The organism is Candidatus Pyrohabitans sp., assembly GCF_054014795.1.
In genome coordinates, this window is record NZ_JBPMGE010000085.1 from 1 (window position 1) to 16480 (window position 16480).

General features: G+C 57.1%; 19 protein-coding genes. 8 read left to right on the forward strand and 11 right to left on the reverse strand.

Features of this window, described 5'->3' with window-relative positions; genetic code table 11:
* A partial coding sequence (locus ACXJJW_RS08880) for a hypothetical protein (protein WP_456475385.1) occupies positions 1-638 on the reverse strand: 638 nt, incomplete at its 3' end.
* A gap of 65 nt (positions 639-703) precedes the next feature.
* On the opposite strand from ACXJJW_RS08880, the gene ACXJJW_RS08885 reads away from it, so the two are divergent.
* Positions 704-1957, forward strand: coding sequence for a flippase (locus tag ACXJJW_RS08885; RefSeq protein ID WP_456475386.1), 1254 nt, complete (start codon positions 704-706; stop codon positions 1955-1957).
* A gap of 34 nt (positions 1958-1991) precedes the next feature.
* Here the strand turns inward: ACXJJW_RS08885 and ACXJJW_RS08890 are convergent, their stop codons facing one another.
* Genes ACXJJW_RS08890 through ACXJJW_RS08900 form a run of 3 tightly spaced genes read right to left on the reverse strand, consistent with a single transcriptional unit; the run spans position 1992 to position 3654 of the window.
* Positions 1992-2414 carry a hypothetical protein gene (locus tag ACXJJW_RS08890; RefSeq protein WP_456475387.1) on the reverse strand — a complete coding sequence of 141 codons (423 nt, stop codon included), beginning with the start codon at positions 2412-2414 and terminating at the stop codon, positions 1992-1994.
* Between the two features lie 11 nt (positions 2415-2425).
* Positions 2426-3361, reverse strand: a complete 936-nt coding sequence (locus ACXJJW_RS08895; RefSeq protein ID WP_456475388.1) for a sodium:calcium antiporter — start codon at positions 3359-3361, stop codon at positions 2426-2428.
* Positions 3358-3654 (reverse strand): PadR family transcriptional regulator, encoded by a 297-nt coding sequence (locus tag ACXJJW_RS08900; RefSeq protein ID WP_456475389.1) that lies wholly within the window; start codon positions 3652-3654, stop codon positions 3358-3360. The genes ACXJJW_RS08895 and ACXJJW_RS08900 overlap by 4 nt, the downstream gene beginning before the upstream one ends.
* A gap of 102 nt (positions 3655-3756) precedes the next feature.
* Between ACXJJW_RS08900 and ACXJJW_RS08905 the strand changes: the two genes are divergently transcribed.
* On the forward strand, positions 3757-4518 hold the full coding sequence (locus tag ACXJJW_RS08905; protein WP_456475390.1) for a DUF1573 domain-containing protein: 762 nt from the start codon (positions 3757-3759) through the stop codon (positions 4516-4518).
* Here the strand turns inward: ACXJJW_RS08905 and ACXJJW_RS08910 are convergent.
* The 5 genes from ACXJJW_RS08910 to ACXJJW_RS08930 all read right to left on the reverse strand — a co-directional run bounded on the left by ACXJJW_RS08910 (position 4515) and on the right by ACXJJW_RS08930 (position 9603).
* Entirely contained in the window at positions 4515-5093 is a 579-nt protein-coding gene (locus ACXJJW_RS08910; protein WP_456475391.1) for a hypothetical protein, read from the reverse strand. The two genes, ACXJJW_RS08905 and ACXJJW_RS08910, sit on opposite strands and share 4 nt — an antisense overlap.
* A 16-nt stretch (positions 5094-5109) precedes the next feature.
* The gene (locus ACXJJW_RS08915; RefSeq protein ID WP_456475392.1) at positions 5110-8613 is read right to left on the reverse strand and encodes a PEP/pyruvate-binding domain-containing protein; all 3504 of its coding nucleotides are present in this window, start codon (positions 8611-8613) and stop codon (positions 5110-5112) included.
* On the reverse strand, positions 8610-9050 hold the full coding sequence (locus tag ACXJJW_RS08920; protein WP_456475393.1) for a helix-turn-helix domain-containing protein: 441 nt from the start codon (positions 9048-9050) through the stop codon (positions 8610-8612). Before ACXJJW_RS08920 ends, ACXJJW_RS08915 begins: the two co-directional genes overlap by 4 nt.
* Positions 9051-9159: 109 nt before the next feature.
* Positions 9160-9288: a hypothetical protein gene (locus ACXJJW_RS08925; protein WP_456475394.1), complete on the reverse strand. Its 129-nt coding sequence runs from the start codon at positions 9286-9288 to the stop codon at positions 9160-9162.
* A 51-nt stretch (positions 9289-9339) separates the two neighbouring features.
* Entirely contained in the window at positions 9340-9603 is a 264-nt protein-coding gene (locus ACXJJW_RS08930) for a hypothetical protein (RefSeq protein ID WP_456475395.1), read from the reverse strand.
* Between the two features lie 60 nt (positions 9604-9663).
* Here ACXJJW_RS08930 and ACXJJW_RS08935 point away from each other — a divergent pair, with 60 nt between their 5' ends.
* A complete protein-coding gene (locus ACXJJW_RS08935) occupies positions 9664-10521 on the forward strand; it encodes a VIT1/CCC1 transporter family protein (RefSeq protein WP_456475396.1) in 858 nt (285 codons plus the stop codon).
* Between the two features lie 98 nt (positions 10522-10619).
* Positions 10620-11672, forward strand: coding sequence for an AI-2E family transporter (locus ACXJJW_RS08940; RefSeq protein WP_456475397.1), 1053 nt, complete (start codon positions 10620-10622; stop codon positions 11670-11672).
* Here the strand turns inward: ACXJJW_RS08940 and ACXJJW_RS08945 are convergent.
* Together ACXJJW_RS08945 and ACXJJW_RS08950 are read right to left on the reverse strand one after the other, a co-directional pair.
* Complete coding sequence (locus tag ACXJJW_RS08945) at positions 11669-12844, reverse strand: argininosuccinate synthase (RefSeq protein ID WP_456475398.1); 1176 nt, start codon at positions 12842-12844, stop codon at positions 11669-11671. The genes ACXJJW_RS08940 and ACXJJW_RS08945 overlap by 4 nt on opposite strands.
* A gap of 217 nt (positions 12845-13061) precedes the next feature.
* Positions 13062-13601 (reverse strand): hypothetical protein, encoded by a 540-nt coding sequence (locus tag ACXJJW_RS08950; RefSeq protein WP_456475399.1) that lies wholly within the window; start codon positions 13599-13601, stop codon positions 13062-13064.
* Between the two features lie 88 nt (positions 13602-13689).
* Between ACXJJW_RS08950 and ACXJJW_RS08955 the strand changes: the two genes are divergently transcribed.
* The 4 genes from ACXJJW_RS08955 (at position 13690) to ACXJJW_RS08970 (ending at position 16476) form a co-directional block, all read left to right on the forward strand.
* A complete protein-coding gene (locus tag ACXJJW_RS08955; RefSeq protein WP_456475400.1) occupies positions 13690-14241 on the forward strand; it encodes a winged helix-turn-helix domain-containing protein in 552 nt (183 codons plus the stop codon).
* A gap of 2 nt (positions 14242-14243) precedes the next feature.
* A complete protein-coding gene (locus tag ACXJJW_RS08960; RefSeq protein ID WP_456475401.1) occupies positions 14244-14693 on the forward strand; it encodes a hypothetical protein in 450 nt (149 codons plus the stop codon).
* Between the two features lie 81 nt (positions 14694-14774).
* Positions 14775-15890 carry a tRNA guanosine(34) transglycosylase Tgt gene (tgt, locus tag ACXJJW_RS08965; protein ID WP_456475402.1) on the forward strand — a complete coding sequence of 372 codons (1116 nt, stop codon included), beginning with the start codon at positions 14775-14777 and terminating at the stop codon, positions 15888-15890.
* The gene (locus ACXJJW_RS08970; protein ID WP_456475403.1) at positions 15883-16476 is read left to right on the forward strand and encodes a hypothetical protein; all 594 of its coding nucleotides are present in this window, start codon (positions 15883-15885) and stop codon (positions 16474-16476) included. The genes tgt and ACXJJW_RS08970 overlap by 8 nt, the downstream gene beginning before the upstream one ends.
* The last annotated feature ends 4 nt before the right edge of the window (positions 16477-16480 follow it).

The following is a 16480-nucleotide window of genomic DNA, read 5'->3' on the forward strand; positions in this document are numbered from 1 at the left end:
GCCGCCGCCGAAAGGCCCAGCACAAGCTTCAGGGGCGCCCTCGCAGCGTCGATGAAGCTCCCCTCGGCTGCGAAGCCCTCGCCCACCCAGGGGGATGCCTCAGCTATAACGCATGCAACAGCCTCCGGGAGGTGTCCGCTTTCCGGAAATCTCCCCTCCGCGAGAGCCCCGAAGAGTGCCAGGAGTTCGGCCCGCCCTTTCCCCTCCCTCAGCAGTGCCCTGCGCCTCTTCCCGGCTATCTTCCTGTGTTTACTGCTCCAGTAGTAGTCCCTCAGAAAGTCCAGGGCGGGGCCCTCGGCGTATATGCGGCGTCTCAGCTCAAAGGCGAAGTGGTGCCTCACCTCGTGCTCCAGGGTGGAGATGTCGCCGCGCGGGACGAGGATTGCAGGCGATTCGCCGGAGAGGAGGCCCGCATCGTAGGCGCCCAGGGCGGGTGCTTCAGGGCTGCGCAGCGCAATGGGCCAGAGGAGGAAGTCCCTGAGCAAAAACCTCAGAAGCTCTGCCAGACGGGAGGTTTCCAGGGTGTAGACAGCGGGCGTCCTGATGGGGAAGCCCACCCCGTACCTCCGCCTTAGGTCGGAGATAATATCTCCGGCGATTTCCGTCGCCCTTTGGTCGGGCTGCGTCTTTGGCAGCATTATCCCAGGTTTTTTGTTAACCACCATCAAAACCCTTATTATCCGCCCGGGTTATATGCTAAAGAATGAGCCTCCTCAGGTCCAGCCTCACCCTCACCCTGAGCAACCTCGCAGTGCGCTTCGGCAGCTATGTGTACCGCATACTGATGGGCAGGCTGCTATCGCCTTATGAGTTCGGCCTCCTGAACCTCGCCCTGCCCCTGCAGTTCTTTGTTGTGGTGCTCGCCTCCTCCGGGATAGCGCCCAGCCTGGCGAGGTTCATCGCTGAGAGGCAGGCAAAGGGCGACCTGCGCGGGCGGGACGAGATAGCCTCCTCTGCCCTGCTCTACTACACCCTCGCCGGCGTGCTTCTGGGTGCCCTCTTCTTTGCCCTGGCACCCCTCGCCATCGACATATTCGGCGAGCCCTCCCTTGTGACCACGCTGCGCCTCTCGGCCATTGCGCTGCCCTTCGGATTCGCCCTGGCTGCGCTCTCAGGGGTGTTTCAGGGGCTCAGGAGCTTCGGCACCCTCGCCTTTGTGCTCTCGGCGCAGCAGGGGCTCAGGATAAGCTTCGCCCTCCTGCTCGTGGTGCTCTTCTCGGCCACGGCGAACAGCGCAATCCTGGGCTCCACCCTGGGCTTCGTCGCAGCTGTGCTCCTCGCCTGCATGCTGTTCCGCAGGCTGGGAATCTCAACAGCGGCGAGGAGCTTCGGGGCCTTCAGGGGCGTCTTCATCTTCTCAATACCAGTGTCGCTGACCTCTGTGGCTGCCTTTGCCCTCGCCTACGTGGACATCCTCCTGCTGGGCGTCTACCTCCCGCCCCAGGAGGTGGGCATATACAGCGCCGCCTCGCCCACAGCAAGGCTGGGTCTGGCCTTCGCCTCGGCGCTCACCGCTGCGCTCCTGCCCAGGGTTGCGGCCCTGAGTGCAGAGAGCGACGCTGCCGCCATAAGGGCGCAGGTGGCCAGGTCCTACAGGCTGCTCTTCCCTGTGCTGGGCGCCGTCACCGCCGCCGCCCTGCTTTTCGCCGGGCCCATAATAACACTCCTCTTCGGCTCCGCCTATGCAGAGGCTGCTGGGCCTTTCAGGATTCTGGTGCTGGGCAGCCTCTTCTACGGATTCTTCAGCGTAAACTCAGGGATATACCAGGGGCTGGGCAGGCCGGCGCAGCCCATGAAGATTCTGGGCATCGCCGCGGTCATTGATGTCCTCCTCAACCTGCTGCTCATACCCCACTTTGGAATAATGGGTGCCGCCCTCGCATCCTCCCTCAGCCTGGCCTTTGCAGGCGTCGCCTCGGTCGTTGGCATAAAGCTGGAGATGGCCAGGCTGAGGTAGTCAAGCGCCCATGCCCGGGATAACCGCCTCGGGGTTATTCGGGGCTTAAATCCAGCCAGTCGGGCGGTGCCTCTGGAAGGCGGTACTTTATGTAGCCGTAGCCAATTCTGCGGTGCAGCTCATTGCACGCATCGGTGCTCCTGGTGTAGGCCCTCTCAAAGGCTTCCCAGTCTTCGCCCCTCATAGCCTCCTCTATGGGTACGAGGTACTCGGTGTCGAAGTCCTCCAGCTCCTGCTTCCACCGGGGGCGCGTCTTTGCCCCAACGGCGGCGACCTCCCTTATCTCCTTGAGCTGGTATAGGCCGAGCTTCCAGTTGCGCGCCCTGCACGCGTGGTACATTATGGCGTACCTCTCTGTGTACTGGCGCATCACCCTGCTCATGCAGGGCTGCATACCCGCCAGGTCGTCTATATCTATCTCTCCGAATTTTGTCTTTCCGGCAATCTTTTTATCCATTCTAACAGCTCCTAGAGGTAATAGTTTAGGGCGAGGTAGATGCCGTATAGGCAGAAAAGCACAACGCCATTGCCCCTTGTTATCCTCCCCCTGAGCATAAACGCCGAGGTCGCTGCCAGGATGAGCATCATGGCAGGGAAGTGGAAGTACACAACGCTTTGCTCCACCCTCAGGGGGGCGATGAGGGCTATTATACCTGCGTTGAAGAGCACAAAGAAGAGCACAGTGCCCAGGATGTTGCCCATGCTTATCTCGGGCCTGCCCTTCCAGGCGGGCACCACCATCCTGGCCACCTCCTCGAAGCTAACCGCCGCCGCCACGAAGACCATGCCGAGCAGGGTGTCGCTTATTCCAAAGCTCTGGATTATTCCCCTTGCCCCCATCACTAGAAGCTCTGCTCCCGCGATTATTATCACCAGGCCCAGGAACATTAGCACAGGGAAATACCATCCCGGCTTCTTCTCCTTCTCCTCCAGCACCTCCTCGAACTCCTCGTCCTCCTCCAGGAAGGTGCTGTGTCTGGAGTCCCTGACTATGTATCCTATCAGAGGCAGTGAGATGAGCAGCAGCACCAGGCCGTCAATTCTGGAGAGGGTGCCGTCCAGCATCAGGGCCAGCATGGGCAGGGGTGAGAGGAGGGTCAGGTAGATGTACCTTCTGGGAATCCTCACCTCCAGGGGTACGAGGAAGGCGGTTATGCCAACCGCGGCGCCCAGGAGGAATATGCCTGAGCCTATTATTGTGCCCAGGGATATGCCGGGAAGCTCCTTAAGGCCGGCGGCGATGCCCGTGGCCAGGTTCTCTGCGTCGAAGCCGCCGAAGATCACGCCCAGGGCGAAGGTGGAGACCCCTATGACAAGGGCCGAGCCTATCATGCCCTCCACGAAGCGCTCAGTCCCCCAAACTACGAGGGCTATCCCAATTATGAAGATTATTATCTCAATCATTCCAGAACCTCCTCCACGAGTTCGCGGATTTTTCCCCTGGCCTCAGCGAGCATCCGCCTTCCCTGCCCTGTGATGTGGTAGTACCTCCTCACCTTCCCCCTCTCCACCCTCTCCTCGCTCCTGAGGTAGCCCTTCTCCTCCAGCTGGTGGAGGGTGGGATAGAGGGTGCCGGGGCTTATGGCGTAGCCGTGCCTCCTCAGCTCCTCCATCATCTCAACGCCGCAGATCTCGCCCCTGCTGGCGTGGTAGAGGATGTGTATCTTTATGAAGCCGAGGAAGAATTCTCTGAGCATTGGTATCGTATAACGATATCGTATTGCGATATATAAACCTTGCTGGGAAATTGGTAGAGATTTGGGAAAAAGGAGATAAGGCGGGTGGACAAGAGCCCGTCAATGAGCAGAATCCCGGTCAACAGCAGGTACCTGCCCCTCCTTTTGGCGGCTATTTTTCTTCTGGGCGGAGCGGGTGGATATGCGGCGTCCAGCTTCTCCGGGGGTGCGTCTTCTGAGGACGGGGTTAAGGTCGCCTACGATGAGATTTACAATGCATTTCAGTGCCCCTGCTGCGGCGAGCCGATAAATGCCGGGTGCTGTGAGCTTGCAACAGAGCGCAAGGCCTATGCGGACGGCTTGATCGACGCCGGCATGGATAAGATGCAGGTGATGTCAAAGTACGTCGCACGCTACGGCATGGAATCCTTCAGGGATGAGGCCGCGAGGGCTGAGTTCAGGGCATACCTGAGCAAAAATGCACCCAAAGATAGACCCCAGATAAGCGCATTTCCGGGCAGCGTCGACCTGGGCAATGTGAGCGTCCGCGGCAGCGTGCTTGAGACGATATTCCACATCAGGAATGAGGGCACAAAGGAGCTGGTCATCACAGGTTTGCCCACCTCCTGCGGATGCACCACAGCCTCGCTTGTGGTCAACGGCGTCGAGGGCCCGAGGTTCGGCATGGACATGGGCGACGGCAGTAACCCAACCGACTGGGAGGCGAGGCTTGCGCCCGGCGAAACAGCAATCCTGCGGGTCTACTATGACCCCACGGTTCACCCGGACCTGCGGGGCTATGTAATCCGTGAGGTTTACATCAGGTCCAACGACCCCATCGACCCGGTGGTAAAGGTGAGGATAAAGCTCAACCAGGTGGACTAGCCAGAGAGCACCCGCAGCGCAGCTTCTGCAAAGCCCAGTGAGATGTTGGTCTCTATGTAGGCCGCCGGGATGAGCAGCAGGAAGGCAAAGCCGAATCTCGCGGCGCTGAAACCCTCTCTGGCAATTGTGTACGCCACCGCGAGGGAGCTGAACTCCAGCACGCCGTGGGGAAGAAGGTAGAGGAGGAAAAACAGGTAGCTTGCGGTGTCCGAGAGGGGCGGCGAGGTTATGCCGATGCTCTCAAAGCCTATGAGCACCATCATGAGCCTGGGCACAGTGGAGTAGGCGAACCTCCTGTCCCTCTCCACCCGGTACGCAAAGGCCGGGAAGAGCACTATTATACCCAGCGCCAGCAGATTTGAGAGGAGGATGCCCACCTCAAGCCCGAGGCCGGCACTCTGGGCCGCTTCCACCTTGGCCACGACAACCCGCGTGGCTGCCTCTGCGATGGGCGCCGCCGCCCTGGGGTGGGAGAGGTAGAGGAGGGTTATCAGCACACTGCCCGCGATGCTTCCCAGGGCGAATAGTGCCAGCCCCTCGAAGAAGCTCCCTCTGTCAGGAAGAATCCGAGGCATACCCGGGAAGGGGAGGTTAGCCCTCCCTGGCCCTGTCCAGCAGAAGCCTCATCTCTGTCCTGGCCACCATCTCCCGAATCGCCTGCACGGCATCGGGATTTGCGGAGATGCTGGAGATGCCGAACTCCACGAGGCGCCTCGCCACTTCCGGATAGCTGCCCGCCTGCCCGCATATGCTGGTCTCTACGCCAGCCTTGCGGCACGCTTTGATGACCATCTTTATCAGCTTCATCACCGCCGGATGCTTCTCTGTGTAGAGCCTTGCCACGCGCTCATTGTTTCTATCCACCGCCAGGGTGTACTGGGTGAGGTCGTTGGTGCCGAAGCTTATGAAGTCTATGCCCTCGCGGATGAAGTCCTCGATTATCAGCGCCGCCGCGGGTATCTCCACCATTATCCCGAACTTCACGTCCCGGTGCGGCTCAAGGCCAACTTCGCGGGCGATCTCCTTGGCTCTGCGGAGCTCCTCGGGGTGCTGCACCAGGGGTATCATAACGCCGATGTTGTTGTAGCCCTCATCCACAAGCTTCTTAATCGCCTTGAACTCAACGCGCAGAAGCTCCGGCTGCTCTATGGCGCGGCGAATGCCCCTCCAACCCAGCATGGGGTTGTGCTCCACGGGCTCGTCTTCGCCGCCCTCCAGACCCCGGAACTCGTCTGTGGGGGCGTCGAGGGTGCGGTACCACACCGGCTTGGGGTAGAAGGGCTGCGCCACCTTGCGCACCCCCTCGGCTATCTTGTCTATGAGCTCCTTCTCCCTGTCCTCGCGGATGAACTTCATGGGATGCTTCCCTATGCCCAGGATGAGGTGCTCCACGCGCAGCAGGCCCACGCCGTCTGCGATGGGTGCAACCCGCGGTGCAACCTCCGGGATGCTGATGTTCACCTTTATCTCTGTGGCGGTTACTATCTTGGGCGCCGCCGCCACGGCAGCCTCCTCGCGCTTCTCCTCCCTGACCTTCGTAAGCCCGCTGTAGACCACTCCCCGCGTACCGTCCACGGTCACCTCCATATCGTCCTGGAGCACCTTTGTCGCCTCGCCAGTGCCCACAACGCAGGGTATGCCCAGCTCCCTCGATACTATCGCGGCATGGCAGTTGCCAACCACCAGAGGCGTAAAGGCGCTGGTGAACACCACATAATTGTGGTCGAGGTCGCTGTCTGCCTCCACTGTTATGTTGTACACATCAATCTCCTTCTCCTCCAGGCACCTGAATCTCACAGATGCAAGCTCTGAGTTCATAAATCTGGCGGCGATTGCCTTCGCCCTCTCATCCTTCAGATAGCTGTGAAGCCTCTCCACATCCACGAAGATGTTGTGCTTTATGTACTTGTTTAACCAGCCCCTGTGGTCTATGCCTTCTATTTCGCCGACAATATCCCTGGCAGCAAACTTCCTTGCGCCTTCCACCCTCTCCTTTGGCTCCGCCTTTATCCTCTTTGTCATGTCCAGGAGCTGGCCTACCAGTGGGGAGTTGGGTATTGTGAGTACCCAGGCGTTTTTCCTGAATCTGACCCCCGGCCTAACGCCAAGTCTGAGGCAGGCTATCACCAGGGTCTTCAGGTCGTCGCCGGAGCCGCATATCTCAATCCATCCCTTCTGTGCATTGTAGTGCCCGTCTCCATCAACATAGCCCGCCAGGAAGTTGAGAATCTCTTCCTCATTGGACAGCAGAATTATCTCTTCACCCCTCTCCTTGAATTTCAGCAGAAACTCCGCCGGCTCCCTGCGGTTGCAGGAAAACTCAGAGGTGCGCTTCCAGGTGTAGCCCCTGTAGGATATGTCCCCGTGGCTGGAGAAGTCTCTGAATTCATATCCATAGTACTTCTTGAACAGCCTGCCAACATGCTCAATCAGCTCTACTCTTGCTCCACAGGCCTTCTGGGAAAATCTTACCCCGATGGGTCTTCCCTCCCTGAAGGCTACTGCCCCGTCGGAGCTCAGCACTCCGGCCAGGTAGAACTGCTCGGCGGCGAGGGTATCGTAGGCTATTGCAAACTCAGGTATCTTCGTGGCTACCAGCAGGCTCTTTTCCCTGTTCACAACCTCCTGCAGCTCAAGCAGCTCCAGCTCACCCCTGCCGTTGAGGGTTATCATCTTGTGGTCGGGAGTTATCCATATGGTATCCCCCCGCTTTGTGTGCTCATAAACCTCAAGCTTGAATGCCAGGCTTTTTCGCTTCATTGAGTTTATCACTCTTCTCCAGCGAAGCTTCAGGCTCTGGCTGTCCAGGGAGAGAACTTCGAGGTTTTCGCCCCTCTTCACCCTCTCGTACATCTCCTCTATGGGCATAAAACCCCGCTGGGTCAGAAGCCTGGCTCCGGCACCGATGCAGGTCATTCCGCCCTCTTCGGTAACTATTGCGGATGCGCGCTTCATCGCAGGCACCATGTCAGGGTTAGTCATCGTAGTTACCAGCACATCGCCATTTTTTATCTTGTCCAGCTCCTTGACGCTGAATATAACCTTGACCTTTCCGGAGCCTATTCCGGGGCTGGCGGCCAGGCCCTTGACAAGCACCTCCTTGGCCTCGCTCACCTCCTCCTCGGCCTCCTTCTCGTAGAGCACAGTTATGGGCCTCGACTGCAGCAGGTATAGCTTCCCGGCCTCATATGCCCACTCTATGTCCTGGGGTGAGCCGAAGTGCTCCTCAACGCGCTTCCCGAGCTCCGCCAGCTGGGCGAGCTCACTCTCGGTGAGCACCTGTGCCCCTGCGCGCTCGGGTTCCACCTTAAGCTTTATGGTCTTGCCTGTTTTCTCATCCCTGGTGAACATTACCTCCTTTACTGCAATCTCCTTGTGCAGAAGCCTGTTTGTGTCCTTGTCGACCACGTAGTGGTCCGGTGTAACAGTGCCCGAGACCACACCCTCGCCCAGCCCCCACGCGGCCTCTATCACAATCTTATCCTTCTCGCCCGTTGCGGGGTGCACAGAGAACATCACCCCCGCCTTCTCGGCGTTGACCATCTTCTGCACAACCACAGCGATGGCAACGCGCTCGTGGTCGAAGCCCTTCTTCTCGCGGTAGAATATCGCCCTGGGGGTGAAGAGTGAGCTCCAGCAGCGACGTACATAGTCTATTATCTCCTCACCCTTAACATTCAGGAAGGTCTCCTGCTGTCCCGCGAAGCTGGCGCCGGGCAGGTCCTCTGCAGTGGCAGAGCTCCTAACCGCCACAAACTCCTCCTCCTTGTTCGCCCTGCGGGAAAGCTCGCGGTAGCTTTCCAGTATCTCCCGGGCGAGGGCCTCAGGCACCCGGGAATTGTTTATGAGTTCGCGTATCTTCTCAGAAGCCTTTGTAAGCTCGTCGTTGCGATCCACGTCGGTTTTGCGCAGAATCTCCATCAACCTCTCCGCAAGACCGCTCTCTTTAAGGAAGTAGGAGTAGGCCTGGGCGGTCACCACAAAGCCGGGCGGAACAGGCAAACCCGCGCGCACCATCTCGCCCAGGTTGGCGCCCTTGCCGCCGGCGATACCCACATCGTCCTTACCCAAATCCTCAAACCATGCTATGTTCATTTCCTTATCCTCCTCAGCGCTTTTTTCTTTGTACGTTGATAACTCTTAACACCCAGTTCAGAAATCAGCTTGAGCTCCTGTGCAGAAAAGCCCAGGCAGAGCCTCAGAAGGCGCGGCGAGAAGTTTGTATCGCTGCGCCCGGCCAGCAGCGAAACCTCTTCCCGCGCTATGAGTTCGCGCACTATCTTTAGGGCGGCGATTACCCGCGAAAATCTGCGCACATAGCTCAGCGAGGGGGTTATGCCCCCGTTTTCTATTCGTGAGATGCTCTCCCTGCGAAGGTCCATGAGTGTGCCGAGCTCCTCCTGGGTCACGCCGGCGCCCTCCCTGAGCTCCTTTAGATACCTCCCCGGCTCCGGAGAGGCGATTATCTTCCCGCCGATTTCCTCCACACGTCTCTCAAATACCTCTTCCAGTTCAACAAGCGTTACTGGCATGTCACATCACACAGCAAAAAGAGAGTTACCCCGGTGCAATATAAACCTTTTGTTACCTATTACGTAACACTCTCCGCAACAAAAAAATTAAAAAAAGAGGGCGAGAGCTTTAGCCATGCCTGCCGGTGACCTCAACCTTGGTCACCGCAAGAGTACCACAGCTCAGGCACATCGCCCAAGTACCTTCTGTCTTCTCAAAGACAGAGTTGCATCTCGAACAGTGGTAATGCTGTCCCATATTACTAACTCCAGGTTCTAAGATGGGGTTTTGGTATATATACTTTTCTCGCTATCTTCCCGTAAGCTCCTTGAGCGCCTTGCGCAGATAGTAGGCATTGCTGGTAAAGCGCTGCCTTGAGAGCTCGCGCCTCAATGCGGCGATAAACCTCTTAACCTCGGCTTCTCCCACCCTGCCGGTGGGCGAGCGCTTCACCCTGTGCGGAAAGAGCTCATCCCAGTAGAAGGTGCTGCCCCCCTCTTCGAAGTAGATTTTAACCCTGCTGGTGGAGCCGCTGCACATGGAGGATATGCAGGCGATTCCCTTCAGCCTCATATAAGAATGCCGGGATGATAACAACAGAGTTAAATATCAGGCAGCCCATAGACTCTCCCCATGGAGCTGGACAGGATCTCAATCGTCCAGAAGAATGAAATCACAGAGCACATCATCTACAAAAGGCTGTCCGAATCGGTAAAAGAGCCCCACAACAGAGACATTTTGCGGCAGATATCCCGGGATGAGCTCAGGCATTATAAGTTCTGGAGAAAATATACCCGCAGGGATGTGAAGCCCGACCGCTTGAAGATATGGAGGTACCTTATAATTTCCAGGATATTTGGAATAACCTTCGGAATAAAGCTGCTCGAAAGGGGGGAGAAACAGGCCCAGCTGATATACGAGGAGATCTCCCGCTCCATGCCAGAGGCAGAGAGTATTGTCAGCGATGAAAATGAGCATGAAAAACAGCTAATAAACCTGATAGACGAGGAGCGGCTGAGGTACATCGGCTCTATGGTTCTCGGCCTCAACGATGCCCTGGTGGAGCTCACCGGCGCCCTGGCGGGGTTTACCTTTGCCCTCCAGAACACGCAGCTCATAGCCGCAACAGGTCTGATCACCGGCATCGCCGCCTCCCTCTCCATGGCCGCCTCGGAATACCTGTCCGTAAAATCTGAGGGAGGCGCCCAGAATCCATTTAAGGCGGCGACTTATACGGGCACAACCTATGTGCTGACGGTCTTATTTCTAATCTTCCCCTATCTGGTATTTGAAAACCTGTACCTCTGCCTGGGCGTAACGATTTTCAATGCGCTCATGGTCATCCTCATCTTCACCTTCTACATCTCCATAGCCAGGGATATCCCCTTCAGGAAGAGATTCTCTGAAATGGCGGTGATCAGCCTGGGAATCGCAGCCCTGAGCTTCAGCATAGGCTTCATTATAAGGGGATTCTTAAATGTGGAGGTGTAGTGCTCATTCAGAAAGCTTTTTTAGACACGCATTAAATAGTAACGCAGGTATTATGAAGATGGGGCGATTCTCAGAAGGGCAGTGGAGGGTGTGGAGGAGTGGCTGAAGAGGCTATGACCCAGAGGCAGGTGAAGGGCATTCTCCTCGCTGGTCTCATCCTCCTGGGCTTCCTGTTCCTGCTCTATGTGCTCAGACCCATCTACTCCGCGCTGCTCATCGCCCTGGTTGTGTTCTACCTCCTGTACCCCATAGAGACGCGGATTGAAGCGCGGTTGAAGCGCCCACGCCTCGCCCTTCTCCTCACAGCCATCTTTGTGCTCCTGCCGGGGTTCATCCTCTTCTTCTACATAATACTCAAGGTTGCTGTGGAGATGCTCTCCCTGCTGAGCACGCCGGAGGCGAGGCAGGCGCTGGCGGCAGCCGGCATAGATGCTCAGGGGTACATTGCAGCACTTCAGCGGGAGCTGGTGAACCTCACAAAGCTCAGGGTGGAGGAGATACCCCGGCTCCTCACAAATGTAAAGGGCTATGAAGCTCTACTTCAGACAATCTTCGGCGGCGTGCTGGGCTTCTTCAAGGCCCTGGGCGGTGCATTCTTCCAGCTCTTCCTGGGGGCATTGATGGCCCTCTACCTGGTGGCAAAGGCCGGGAGCATAAAGAGCTATGCATCCTGCATCGCGGACCAGCGCATAGTTGCCTACTTCAGCTATCTCGATACCCTGCTCAGGCAGATAGTTTACAGCATCTTCCTCACGGCGCTCTTCACGGGATTGCTATCCTACGGCGTATACCTGGCCTTTGGTCTGCCCTTCACGGGTTTGCTGAGCGCCCTCACAGGCGTTCTGACGCTCGTACCCATTGTGGGCGGCTGGCTGGTGTATGCGCCCATGGCAGGCTACCTGTACTTCACCTACGGCGCAACCAAGGCGGCATTCTTCCTGGTCACCTGCGTGGCCCTTCTCAGTGTGCTGCCTGATATGATAATCCGCCCGGCGGTGGCGAGCTTCTCAGGCAGGGTGCCCGTGGTACCCCTCATCATAGGCTTCATCGCAGGTACCGCCACCCTGGGGGCGAAGGGCATACTCCTGGGCCCTGTGATTATATTCGCAGCCATGGGCTTCTTCAGGATATTCGTCCGCGGCGAGGACTAGCGCTTCTTCTTCGCCCAGTACATCTCTGCCTGAAGGGAGTGGTAGCGCAGCATCCCCTCCACGCTTCGCTGGTCTATGGTCTTGTCGTCGAAGGAGACAGCCTCGAGGGAGTAAAGCGCATTCCTGGACTCTCTCCCGACAACGGCACAGCTGCCGTTGTGCAGCCTCACCTTCACCTTACCCGAGGCGCGCTCCTGCGTTGCATCGATGAAGGCATCCAGGGCCAGGCGCAGGGGCTCATTCCACAGGCCGAAGTAGACCAGCTCACTCCACTTCGCCTCCACCTGCGCCTTGAATGCAAGCTCCCGGCGGGTGAGCACCAGCGCCTCAAGCGCCTTGTGGGCTGTGATTAAAAGTGTTGCCCCCGGGCACTCGTAGTTCTCCCTGGCCTTCAATCCCAGGATGCGGTCCTCTATCATGTCTATTCTGCCAACGCCGTGCTCGCCGGCGAGGCGGTTTGCCTCTGTGATGAGCTCCACGGGGGACAGGGCTTCGCCGTTGAGCTTCACGGGCGCGCCCCTGGAGAACTCCACCTCCGCAACCTGGGGCTCATGCCTGCGCAGCTCTGTCCACTCGTAAATCTCCTCGGGCGGTGTAAAGGCGGGGTCTTCGAGGGCGCCGCCCTCAATGCTCCTGCCCCACAGGTTCTCGTCTATGCTGTAGGGCTTGTCCACATCCACGGGTATGGCGATGTTGTGCTTCCTCGCATAGGCTATGCTCTCTTTGCGGGTGAGGTTGAACTCGCGTATGGGCGCGATTATTCTCTTCCCGGGCGCAAGGGTCCTGAAAACCGCCTCAAAACGAAACTGATCATTGCCCTTGCCAGTGGCGCCGTGGGCGAGGGCCTCAGCATCCTCCCGCAGGGCTATCTCCACCACCTTCTCTGCAATAAGGGGCCTGGCTAAAGCGGTGCTCAGCGGGTAGCCCTCGTAGCTCGCATTGGCCTTTATCGCCCTGAAGATGTAATCCCTGACAAACTCCTCCCTGGCGTCGATGGTGTAGTGCTTCACAGCGCCCAGCGAATGAGCCTTCTCCTCGACCTCCCGCAGCTCCTCCTCTGCAAGGCCCACATCCACGGTGACGGTGACAACATCACATCCGTACTTCTCCTGAAGCAGCTTTACACAAACGCTCGTATCAAGACCGCCAGAATATGCAAGAACAGCCTTCATAATCATACCTCCTGCTGAGCAAGTTTTTATATCATGTTCTATTGGGCTTTATCATCTATGGATAAGATGATAACATGAGAGAAGATGAGCACATTTTTTAGGTAACTCTGGAGCGTTACATTAATAAGCTTTTCCCAAGGGCAGCGAGGCTGGGTACTTTCAGGAGGAAGGAGTAGGGCAGTTTTTAGAAGGTGCTCTTTTCTTCAACCCTAATTGATCAAGGAGTTGTTCCCACTTTTGTGAGGATGTTCAGCGCATGCTTTTCTGCCATCTTTCTGGCGTCATCTTGCGATTCGAGAAAGGATACTTTCAAATCAGACTTTCCTTTAAAGCATGCAACTCTGCCTCGAAACATCATTGAAAGTTCTTTGTATATGCTTTTATCTATGAATACCACAGAATTATCTATTTTATATTCCATACTTTCACAGAGGGTGACGAATTCGTCGTATACCCCTATTATTTTGCTTTTTCCTATAGCCTCCTTAAAAAAGAAGAAGAACAAAGCATCGGCCCAATTTCCCATCAACTTCCTGCTCATCTCAAACACCGCTTGCTCTGTTCTCTCGCTGAGTTCAAAGTCCTTCGCCAGCTTGGCAGATTCATACCCTTTACTGATGAGGTGCTCTTTGACATCTTCCAGCCTCCCCAAGGCCATCTTCGGCCTATATGGGCCGAGTATAAGAATCTTTAATCTCGGTTTTTTCTCCAGTAAGTTGTTAGGGCCACAGAGCTCCTCCATCATCCTCCTTCGCATGTTTTGAGTTTTAGACGTCAATATTTATATATAAGTTATACATACCTTAAGACAGGTCAGATAAATCTGACCTGAGAGGTGAAGTTTTATGCCTAGGAGCGCAGAAGGAGAATATGAGGATGCCATCGAGCACTACGCAGGTATTTTTCCTGAGGAGATCAGGGAAGCGACTAAAGCGTTCGATAACAGGGTGCGGCAGGCAATCCTGGGTGCTTTGCTCTGCGAGGGTGAACTCAGCTTTACAGAGCTCAGAAACTTGCTCAGGCTTAAGAACAACAGGATGTGGCCGCATCTAAAGGCGCTCGAAAGGGGAGGTCTCATTGAGAACTTCTTCAGGGATGACTTCAAGGAGAGGAGGTACTCCTTCTACAGAATATCCCCATACGGGCAGAAGTTCGTGAAGTCGCTATTTGAGTCGCTGTCCACCACAGGCGTGCTGGTCGCTCCACTATTACCCACCTACTCCAGGTCGCTCAAAACCGATGCCCCTGTTCTGCTAGGGGAAGGAGGCGTAACGGTGGTGTGGACACCTTCGCGGATAGAGTTTGCTGATTTGAAGACCCACATTACAATTCACCCCGGCCCGCCACTTAGAAAAGTCATTTACGAACCCTCAGAAAGATCTGCAGAGAGGTCGTGAGCATGCTAGTAGAGATTCAGATTAAGAAGCTGGAGATCAGCAGTCGTGATGAAATACCTGACATCAAAGCGATGCGCAATGTCAGGATAGACATCAACCACACCCCGCAACCTCCAGAGCTGTATAGTCCTACATCAATAAGAGGCAGGCACCGGGTCTCCATCGGCTACTATGAGGAAGACAATGGAAGGAGAAGAGAGATTGGAGTCGTGGACTGTAGCGTGGTGACCCTTCTAAGCGATGAGAATAAGGAGCAGATACACAGAGTATACGACATATGGAGTAACAAAGGGTACAATGAGCTGCCTCTGGACGTGAGGGTCTCCATCGAGAACGGTATTTCTATGGGCGTTCTACCTCTCATCGGAGTGGTTGCTGAAAAGGCCAGACTCCCGCCGCCGATTCCACCGCTAGCACTCAGCCCCAGACCAGATCAGAGACTCAGTATATAGGGTTCTAAGAAATCAAAACACGGCGAAGGGAGTTAAAAAGCCCTAAACTTTTATAGTGGTTCCTCTGCAAAATTAAATGCCATGGGATTCTCCATTTCCTGCGATGACACGGCCACAGAGGCGAGGACAGGGAGGCTGCACACAGCACATGGGGCAGTGAAAACCCCCTGCTTTATGCCCGTGGCCACCAAGGCGGGCGTCAAAACCCTGGCGAGCGAAGAGCTCCTGGAGCTGGGGGTGGAGGCGATAATCTCCAATGCGCTGGTGCTGTACCTCAAGCCGGGCGTGGAGGTCATCTCCGCTGCGGGAGGGCTCCACGCCTTCATGAATTTTCCGGGGGCGATATTCACCGATTCAGGGGGCTTTCAGGCTCTACGCCGCGAATTTAAGCCCGAGTTCACAAAGCGTGGCATAGCCTTCCGCTCGCCCTTTGACAACTCGAGGCATGTCTTCACACCCGAGCTGTGCATGGAGGTGCAGGAGGCCCTGGGCAGCGATGTGGCCATGACGCTGGACGACTGCCCGCCCTACGGCGAGGCTGGAGAGCGCTACAGGGCGAGTGTTGAGCGCACAACTCGCTGGGCGCGCGCCTGTCTGAGCGCACATACCCGGGAGGAGCAGCTGCTTTTTGCAATTGCGCAGGGGGGCACCTGCGCAGAGCTCCGCCAGGAGAGCGCCCGGCAGCTTGCACAGCTTGACTTCGACGGCTACGGCATAGGGGGGCTGAGCATAGGAGAGCCCGCAGAGCTCATGCTGAATATGCTGGAGGTGAGCCTCTCAGCGCTGCCGGAGGAGAAGCCCCGTTATCTGATGGGCCTGGGCTCGCCTGTCGAGGTGCTCGAAGCCATAGCGAGGGGTGTGGACATATTCGACTCCGCCTTTCCCACCCGGAATGCGAGGCACAGCGCTGTTTACACCCGCAGGGGCAAGTACAGCATCACCAAGGCAAAGCACCTGCGCAGCTCTGGGCCGCTTGAAGAAGGCTGCACCTGCTTCACATGCCGCAACTACTCCCGCGCCTATGTCAGCCACCTGATGCGGGCGGGCGAGAGCCTGGGAATGCGTCTTACAACACTGCACAACCTCCACTTTATGCAGACCCTGATGGGCGATGCGAGGCGCGCCATAGAGGCGGGGGAGTTCGCAGACTTTCTGGCGGAGTTCAGGCGGGACTTCGGGAGGGCCGGGCGTGGGTGAGAGGAGATGTATTGCAGCCCTCGCAGTGCTAGCGAGCATGGCCGCGGTGCTGGCATACCTCACGCCCGAGGAGGAGTTTCTGGGCGGGAGCTACAGGCTGCTCTACCTGCACCTGCCCCTCCTCTACATCTCCCTGGGCTCCCTCTACCTGGCATTGCTGCTGGGCATCTGCTCCCTGAGGGAGGCAGCCTGCCGGAGAATCTCCCTCAGGGTTGCACTGACCGGCCTCCCCTTCGCCCTTGCGAATCTGGTGGTCATCTACCTCTTTGAACGCGCCACCTGGGGCGCCTTCACAGCCAGCGAGCCCCGCTTCTACTTCCTGGTGCTGAGCTATGCGATGCTCCTGCTCCTGCTGTTCATCCACTGGCTGGGCGAGCGCAGGCTTCTCGGCGTCGCCTCTGCACTTCTCATGGGGGTTAATCTTGCACTCTACCAGCGCATCCGCAGCATGGAGGCGTGGCAGCTCCACCCGGGCGGTGTGGACATGCCCCTGGAGATGCGCCTCCCTGTGTTCTTTGCCCTCGCAGCCCTTCTCTGCCTCTACTACTTAATATTTAAAAGGCTTGAGAGATATAAATCTGGATAAGGCG

Excerpts from the sequence above, each read along its gene's own strand:
- ACXJJW_RS08885 (WP_456475386.1), top strand. The coding sequence starts at position 704 with ATGAGCCTCCTCAGGTCCAGCCTCACCCTCACCCTGAGCAACCTCGCA.
- ACXJJW_RS08890 (WP_456475387.1), bottom strand. The coding sequence starts at position 2,414 with ATGGATAAAAAGATTGCCGGAAAGACAAAATTCGGAGAGATAGATATA.
- ACXJJW_RS08895 (WP_456475388.1), bottom strand. The coding sequence starts at position 3,361 with ATGATTGAGATAATAATCTTCATAATTGGGATAGCCCTCGTAGTTTGG.
- ACXJJW_RS08900 (WP_456475389.1), bottom strand. The coding sequence starts at position 3,654 with ATGCTCAGAGAATTCTTCCTCGGCTTCATAAAGATACACATCCTCTAC.
- ACXJJW_RS08905 (WP_456475390.1), top strand. The coding sequence starts at position 3,757 with ATGAGCAGAATCCCGGTCAACAGCAGGTACCTGCCCCTCCTTTTGGCG.
- ACXJJW_RS08910 (WP_456475391.1), bottom strand. The coding sequence starts at position 5,093 with ATGCCTCGGATTCTTCCTGACAGAGGGAGCTTCTTCGAGGGGCTGGCA.
- ACXJJW_RS08915 (WP_456475392.1), bottom strand. The coding sequence starts at position 8,613 with ATGAACATAGCATGGTTTGAGGATTTGGGTAAGGACGATGTGGGTATC.
- ACXJJW_RS08920 (WP_456475393.1), bottom strand. The coding sequence starts at position 9,050 with ATGCCAGTAACGCTTGTTGAACTGGAAGAGGTATTTGAGAGACGTGTG.
- ACXJJW_RS08925 (WP_456475394.1), bottom strand. The coding sequence starts at position 9,288 with ATGGGACAGCATTACCACTGTTCGAGATGCAACTCTGTCTTTGAGAAG.
- ACXJJW_RS08930 (WP_456475395.1), bottom strand. The coding sequence starts at position 9,603 with ATGAGGCTGAAGGGAATCGCCTGCATATCCTCCATGTGCAGCGGCTCC.
- ACXJJW_RS08935 (WP_456475396.1), top strand. The coding sequence starts at position 9,664 with ATGGAGCTGGACAGGATCTCAATCGTCCAGAAGAATGAAATCACAGAG.
- ACXJJW_RS08945 (WP_456475398.1), bottom strand. The coding sequence starts at position 12,844 with ATGAAGGCTGTTCTTGCATATTCTGGCGGTCTTGATACGAGCGTTTGT.
- ACXJJW_RS08950 (WP_456475399.1), bottom strand. The coding sequence starts at position 13,601 with ATGCGAAGGAGGATGATGGAGGAGCTCTGTGGCCCTAACAACTTACTG.
- ACXJJW_RS08955 (WP_456475400.1), top strand. The coding sequence starts at position 13,690 with ATGCCTAGGAGCGCAGAAGGAGAATATGAGGATGCCATCGAGCACTAC.
- ACXJJW_RS08960 (WP_456475401.1), top strand. The coding sequence starts at position 14,244 with ATGCTAGTAGAGATTCAGATTAAGAAGCTGGAGATCAGCAGTCGTGAT.
- tgt (WP_456475402.1), top strand. The coding sequence starts at position 14,775 with ATGGGATTCTCCATTTCCTGCGATGACACGGCCACAGAGGCGAGGACA.